Origin of the sequence: Duganella sp. S19_KUP01_CR8, assembly GCF_036688705.1 — a bacterium.
Taxonomy (GTDB): domain Bacteria; phylum Pseudomonadota; class Gammaproteobacteria; order Burkholderiales; family Burkholderiaceae_D; genus Rugamonas.
Map to the genome: position 1 here is coordinate 1 of NZ_JAQQPR010000062.1, position 5,175 is coordinate 5,175.

At 61.1% G+C, this 5,175-nt stretch carries 5 protein-coding genes; 3 read left to right on the top strand and 2 right to left on the bottom strand.

From position 1 onward, the window contains the following. Both V6M89_RS30180 and V6M89_RS30185 read left to right on the top strand, forming a co-directional pair. Window positions 1–1,549, top strand: a 1,549-nt coding sequence (locus V6M89_RS30180) for a DUF2868 domain-containing protein (protein ID WP_332856677.1), incomplete at its 5' end; no start/stop codon positions are given. Continuing rightward, window positions 1,542–2,999: a DUF3482 domain-containing protein gene (locus V6M89_RS30185; RefSeq protein WP_332856678.1), complete on the top strand. Its 1,458-nt coding sequence runs from the start codon at window positions 1,542–1,544 to the stop codon at window positions 2,997–2,999. The genes V6M89_RS30180 and V6M89_RS30185, both read left to right, overlap by 8 nt. 5 nt (window positions 3,000–3,004) lie before the next feature. Here the strand turns inward: V6M89_RS30185 and V6M89_RS30190 are convergent, their stop codons facing one another. Beyond that, window positions 3,005–3,538 (bottom strand): outer membrane beta-barrel protein, encoded by a 534-nt coding sequence (locus V6M89_RS30190; RefSeq protein ID WP_332856679.1) that lies wholly within the window; start codon window positions 3,536–3,538, stop codon window positions 3,005–3,007. Window positions 3,539–3,627: 89 nt separating this feature from the next. After that, a complete protein-coding gene (locus V6M89_RS30195) occupies window positions 3,628–4,524 on the bottom strand; it encodes an AraC family transcriptional regulator (protein WP_116994086.1) in 897 nt (298 codons plus the stop codon). 189 nt (window positions 4,525–4,713) lie between these two features. Here V6M89_RS30195 and V6M89_RS30200 point away from each other — a divergent pair, with 189 nt between their 5' ends. Beyond that, window positions 4,714–4,998, top strand: a complete 285-nt coding sequence (locus V6M89_RS30200) for an SDR family NAD(P)-dependent oxidoreductase (RefSeq protein ID WP_332856680.1) — start codon at window positions 4,714–4,716, stop codon at window positions 4,996–4,998. The last annotated feature ends 177 nt before the right edge of the window (window positions 4,999–5,175 follow it).

A 5,175-nucleotide genomic window follows, 5' to 3' on the forward strand; every position in this document is an offset into this window, starting at 1 on the left:
CAGGACCGTGAAACAACTTTGCGCCGATGATAGTGCTGCAACCAGTGTGAAAGTAGGTTATCGTCAGGCTAGTTATAAGAAGAAGCCCCTTCTGGTGATCCAGTCGGGGCTTTTTTGCGTTCGGAGATATACTCTCGACATGAACGAACACACTGCGAGAGACGTTGTGCTGGTGCGTGCCATCGAGACCGCCGACCAGAATAAAGAAATTCTCAGCGACGACGATCGCATGTACGCCAGCCGCAGCGCGCGCGAACTCGCGCAATGGCAAGCTTCCGGCAAGCAGGCCGAAGCAACGGTCGATGATTTCCTGCAGCAGCGCTCAGAACAAATCCTGAAACGCCTCGTTGAACGCACCCCCGCGTTTGCCGCCATCGTCAAACAGCGCAGCAGCTGGAAGGCATTCTCCTTTTCTCTGCCCATCATCGCGCTGCTGCTTGGCGCCGGCCTCGACCGCATCACCGATCCGCACCGCGTCGACTTGCTGTCGGCGCCGTTGTTGCTGATCATCGCGTGGAATCTGCTGGTGTATCTGTGCATGCTCGGCTGGTTGTTGATGCCTGCGCGCCGGCCGGCCTGGCCGATCTCGCGGCTGACGCCCAAGCCTGGCTTGCCACGCAAATTGCCGCAAGTGCTGTCGTCGGCCGTGCTGAGTTTTTCGGCCGAATGGATGCGACTGAGCGCGAAGCTCACCGCTGCGCGCCTGAGCCGCACCATCCATCTGAGCGCCGCAATGTTTGCGCTGGGCGCACTCGTGTCCTTGTATGCGCGCGGCCTCTGGTCGCAATATGCGGCCGGTTGGGAAAGCACCTTCCTCGACGCCAGCCAGGTGCATGCCCTGTTGTCGATACTGTTTGCGCCAGCGGTCACCCTATTTCATCTTCCGGATTTCTCGCTTGCCGAGGTTGCCGCGCTGCGCTTCCCGCAAACCACCGCGGCCGAAGGCGGTGCGCGCTGGGTGCACTTGTACGCCGCCACCATGCTGTTGCTGGTGGTGCTGCCGCGCCTGCTATTGGCCGCGCTCGGCAGCTGGCATGCCGCGCGATGGACGCAGCGCTTTCCGCTGGATCTGGGCCAGCCATATTTTCGCAAACTGGGCGGAGGTTTCGGCATCGCTGCCGGCGGCACGCTGCGTGTGCTGCCCTACAGTTTTACCGTTGACGAAGCACGCCACAAAAGCCTGGCGCAAATCGCCGTCACGCTGTTCGGCGAGCAAGGCCGCCTGATGCTGCGGCCTCCCATTGCGTACGGCGCGGAGCCGCAATTGATCTTGCGGGACGTGGACCTGAGCGTGGACACCACGGCGGTGCTGTTCAATTTGTCGGCCACGCCGGAGAAAGAAAACCACGGTGTGCTACTCGATTATCTAGTGGCGTCCTCACCGCGCGAAGTGATCGCCTTGCTGGATGAATCCGCCTATCTCGAACGCATGGGCGAGCAGGCCGATGCCCGCACGCGTCTCGCTGAACGCACCGCGCTGTGGCAGCAATTTTGCGCCTTCCATCAAGTCAAGACCGAGGTCGTCAATCTGCTGAAGGCACATGGATAAACACTCACCCATTCAGCTTGCGCTGATCTCGCACACCAACAACGGTAAGACGACGCTGGCGCGTACGCTGATCGGCGTGGATGTTGGCGAAGTGCGCGATGCCGCGCATGTGACGACCTTCGCCGAATCGCACACGCTGCTTGAAACACGGCAGGGCGATACTTTGCAGCTGTGGGATACGCCGGGCTTCGGCGACTCGGTGCGTCTGCTGAAGCGGCTGGGACTATCGGGTAATCCGATCGGCTGGTTTCTGCGCGAAGTCATCGACCGCCATCGTGACCGCCCGTTCTGGCTGAGCCAGCAAGCGCTGCGCGCCGCCAAGGACGCGGCCGATGTTGTGCTTTACCTGGTGAACTCCGCCGAGCCGCCCGAAGACGCCGGCTACCTGCCTGCGGAAATGCAGATCCTGGCATGGCTGGGCAAGCCGGTGCTGGTGCTGCTCAATCAGATGGGGCCGCCGCGCCCGGCGCCGCAGGAGCAAGCGGAGCAGGCCCGCTGGCGCGATTATCTGCGCCAGTATCCGACGGTGCGCGAGGTGTTGGCGCTTGATGCGTTCGCGCGCTGCTGGGTTCATGAGCGGGTTTTCTACGAGGCGGTCGGCAAGCAGCTGAATGAGCAGATGCAAGCGGCGTACGCGCGCCTGCTCGCAGTCTGGGAAGCAAACAATACACAGCGCTATGACCAGGCGATGCAGTTGCTGGCCAGGCAGCTGGTGCTGGCCGCGCAGGATAGCGAGGCTATCGAAGCCAAGGCCCGGAGCGTGCTCAAGTCCGCGCTGAAAGTGGTGGGCATCGGGAAGAATGAAGAACAACAACGCCAGGATAGCGCGATGGCTGCCCTGGTCACACGCCTGAATCAGGCGACCGCGGAGATGACGCGCGAGCTGCTGATCCTGCATAAGCTTGATCCGGCAGAAGCAGTCAAGATCAACGCCCGGGTGCGCGACAATTTTGCGGTGCGCGCGCCGATCGACCAGGCGCAGGCCGGCTTGCTGGGGGCAATGATTTCCGGCGCCGCGACTGGCTTGTCGGCCGACCTGTTGTCTGGCGGCCTGAGTCTTGGTGGCGGTGCGTTGCTCGGTGGCGTAGTTGGCGCGTTGACTTTTGCTGGTGCCGCGTGGGGATTTAATTCCAGCACCGATCGCAAGCAGGCGACCATGCAATTTACCGACGCCTTCCTGCGCACGCTGGTAGTGGCCGGCGTGTTGCGCTATCTGGCGGTCGCGCATTTCGGCCGAGGCCGTGGTGGTTTTATCGAAGGTGAGTCGCCGGGATTCTGGCAGAGCGAGGTGGAGCGGACGGTCGCACTACACGATGCGGAACTACTGGCGTTGTGGCGCAGTGTGCGCGCTGACCATGCGGCTGTACCGGCTATCAGCCTGGTCCAGCCGCATGTTCAGCGCATCGCATCAGCCACGCTGGCGCGGCTGTATCCAGACATGCAGCGCTAAGCGATTCAGAACTGGTAGCGGGCGCCGAAAGAATAGACCGAAACTTCGCTCTTGCTCAGGTAGGTGCCTTCCAGGCTCAGCGAGAAGTTGCGGTTGAATGCGTAGCGCACGCCGAGGCCGACCACTGCATCGGTGTCGGTGCGGTCGCTCAAGGTGTTGCGGTTCGCTTTCATGGTTGTGCGGCCTACGCCGGCGCGGCCGAACAGGCTGAAGCTTTCGTTCAGAGGCACGGTGCCGATGGCTGCAATGCCGGAGTGCTGGTCAGGGTAGTAACCAGGTGCCGACAACGCCGCCACGATAGGGATAAAGCTCAGGCTGCGAGTATAGACTTCGAAGCCGAAGTTCGGCGTGTACTGGTAGCCGAGCCCGGCGCCAAAGGAAACGTCGTCGCCGTTGGCTGCGTACTTGGAGGAGACCGAGGTCCGGCCGCCGACGACTTCGGCATAAACGCTAGGCTCAAAGCCAGGTCCGGCGAATGACGGTGCAGCCGCCGACAGCAGCGTTGCAAGCGCCACGGCGCTGATAATGGTTTGTCGCATATTGCTCCTGATAAGAGGTGGTACTACCGGGGGCGAAGTTGACTAATTTTCAATTTCACCAGTGACCGAATAGTACCGCCATATTATTTTTAAAGCAATCTTGCCGGTTCCGCTGGCTGGACGGCCAGCAGGCGGCGCATGGCGCTGGCTTCTTCGCCGGGGCTGCGGCCGAAGAAGCGCTTGAATTCGCGGCTGAATTGCGATGGGCTTTCGTAGCCGACCTGGGCCGAGGCGGATTGCGCCGTCATGTCGCTGCGCGCCATCAAAAGCCGAGCCTGGTGCAGGCGGGCAGACTTCAGGTACTGGATCGGCGAGCAGTGGGTGACCGACTTGAAATGCACATGGAAGGCGGGCACGCTCATATTCGCTTCGGCGGCCAGCATGCCGACGTCGATGTCGGCCGAATAGTCGGCGTGGATGCGGCGCAGCGCCTTGGCGATCCGGCCGAACTGGCCTTGATTGGTCAGCGCCGCACGCATGGCGGCGCCCTGTTCCCCCATCAGCACGCGGTAGCAAATTTCACGCACGATCGCCGGGCCGAGCACGCGCGCTTCCAGCGGCGAGCTCAAGGCTTCGAGCAGGCGCAGCACGGTTTCGCTCAAGCGTTCATCCATGCGGGTGGTCATCATGCCCTTGGGCATGGCTGGCACTTCGTTGTCGGTCTGGTCGATGGCGAACATCAGGTCCGCAAGGGTGGTGCGGTCGACCCGGATCGACAGGCCCAGGAACGGTTCCTCCGGCGTGGCGTCGGTGGTGCTGGTGAAGGGCATGGGCACGGCAACCACCAGATAATGCTCGGCATCGAACTGGAGCACGTCGCCGCCAAAGTAGGCGCGCTTGCGGCCCTGGAGCACGATCGCTATGCAGGGATCCGACATGGCTGGGGTTTTGGTCGAGCTGCAATTCGAGCGGGTCAGGCGGACATCGTCGAGCGCCGACAAGGTGTAGCCCTCGTTGCGCGCCAATTGTTGATGCAGTGCGATCATGCGTTCCACGTGCGTTCCTTCTCAAATGCTGTAGTGAATAGGAATGATCCATGATTCCCGGCCTCGTCGCCACCATGCACGCACCGATCTATAGGATTAGGCAATAAGTGCATAGGCATGTGCATTCGCAGCACGGACATGGTTCCGTAAGATGCAGTCTGGTGTTACTGCCATCGAAAGGACCGCGTCATGACTGCTACTGTACAAACAATTCGTAAGGTTATCCTGATTGCCGGCGCCAGCCGGGGCTGCGGTCCGGCGACAGCCCGCCAGTTGGCGGGCGAAGGACATCATGTGGTCCTCGGCGCGCGCCGCTCCAGCAAGCTGCACGCGCTGGTCACGGAGATCCGCAGGGCCGGCGGTTCCGCCGAATGGTATGCGCTGGATGTATCCCAGCCGGAAGAAATGCGCGAGTTCCTGGCGTTTGCCGAGGACGTATATAAGCGGGTGGATGTTGTCATTAATAATGTTTGACAGAATTACTACACCCTTGCTATAGTTCGCCCCCTCGCAGAACGGCGCATGTAAATGCACTGTTGAAGTGGGGAGTTTTTTAGTGAGATGAAACCACACTAAAAAACAGGCTTGACGAGATAAACGAAACACTTCATAATCTTGCCTCTTCGCTGATGAACACAACGCTTCTTCAGC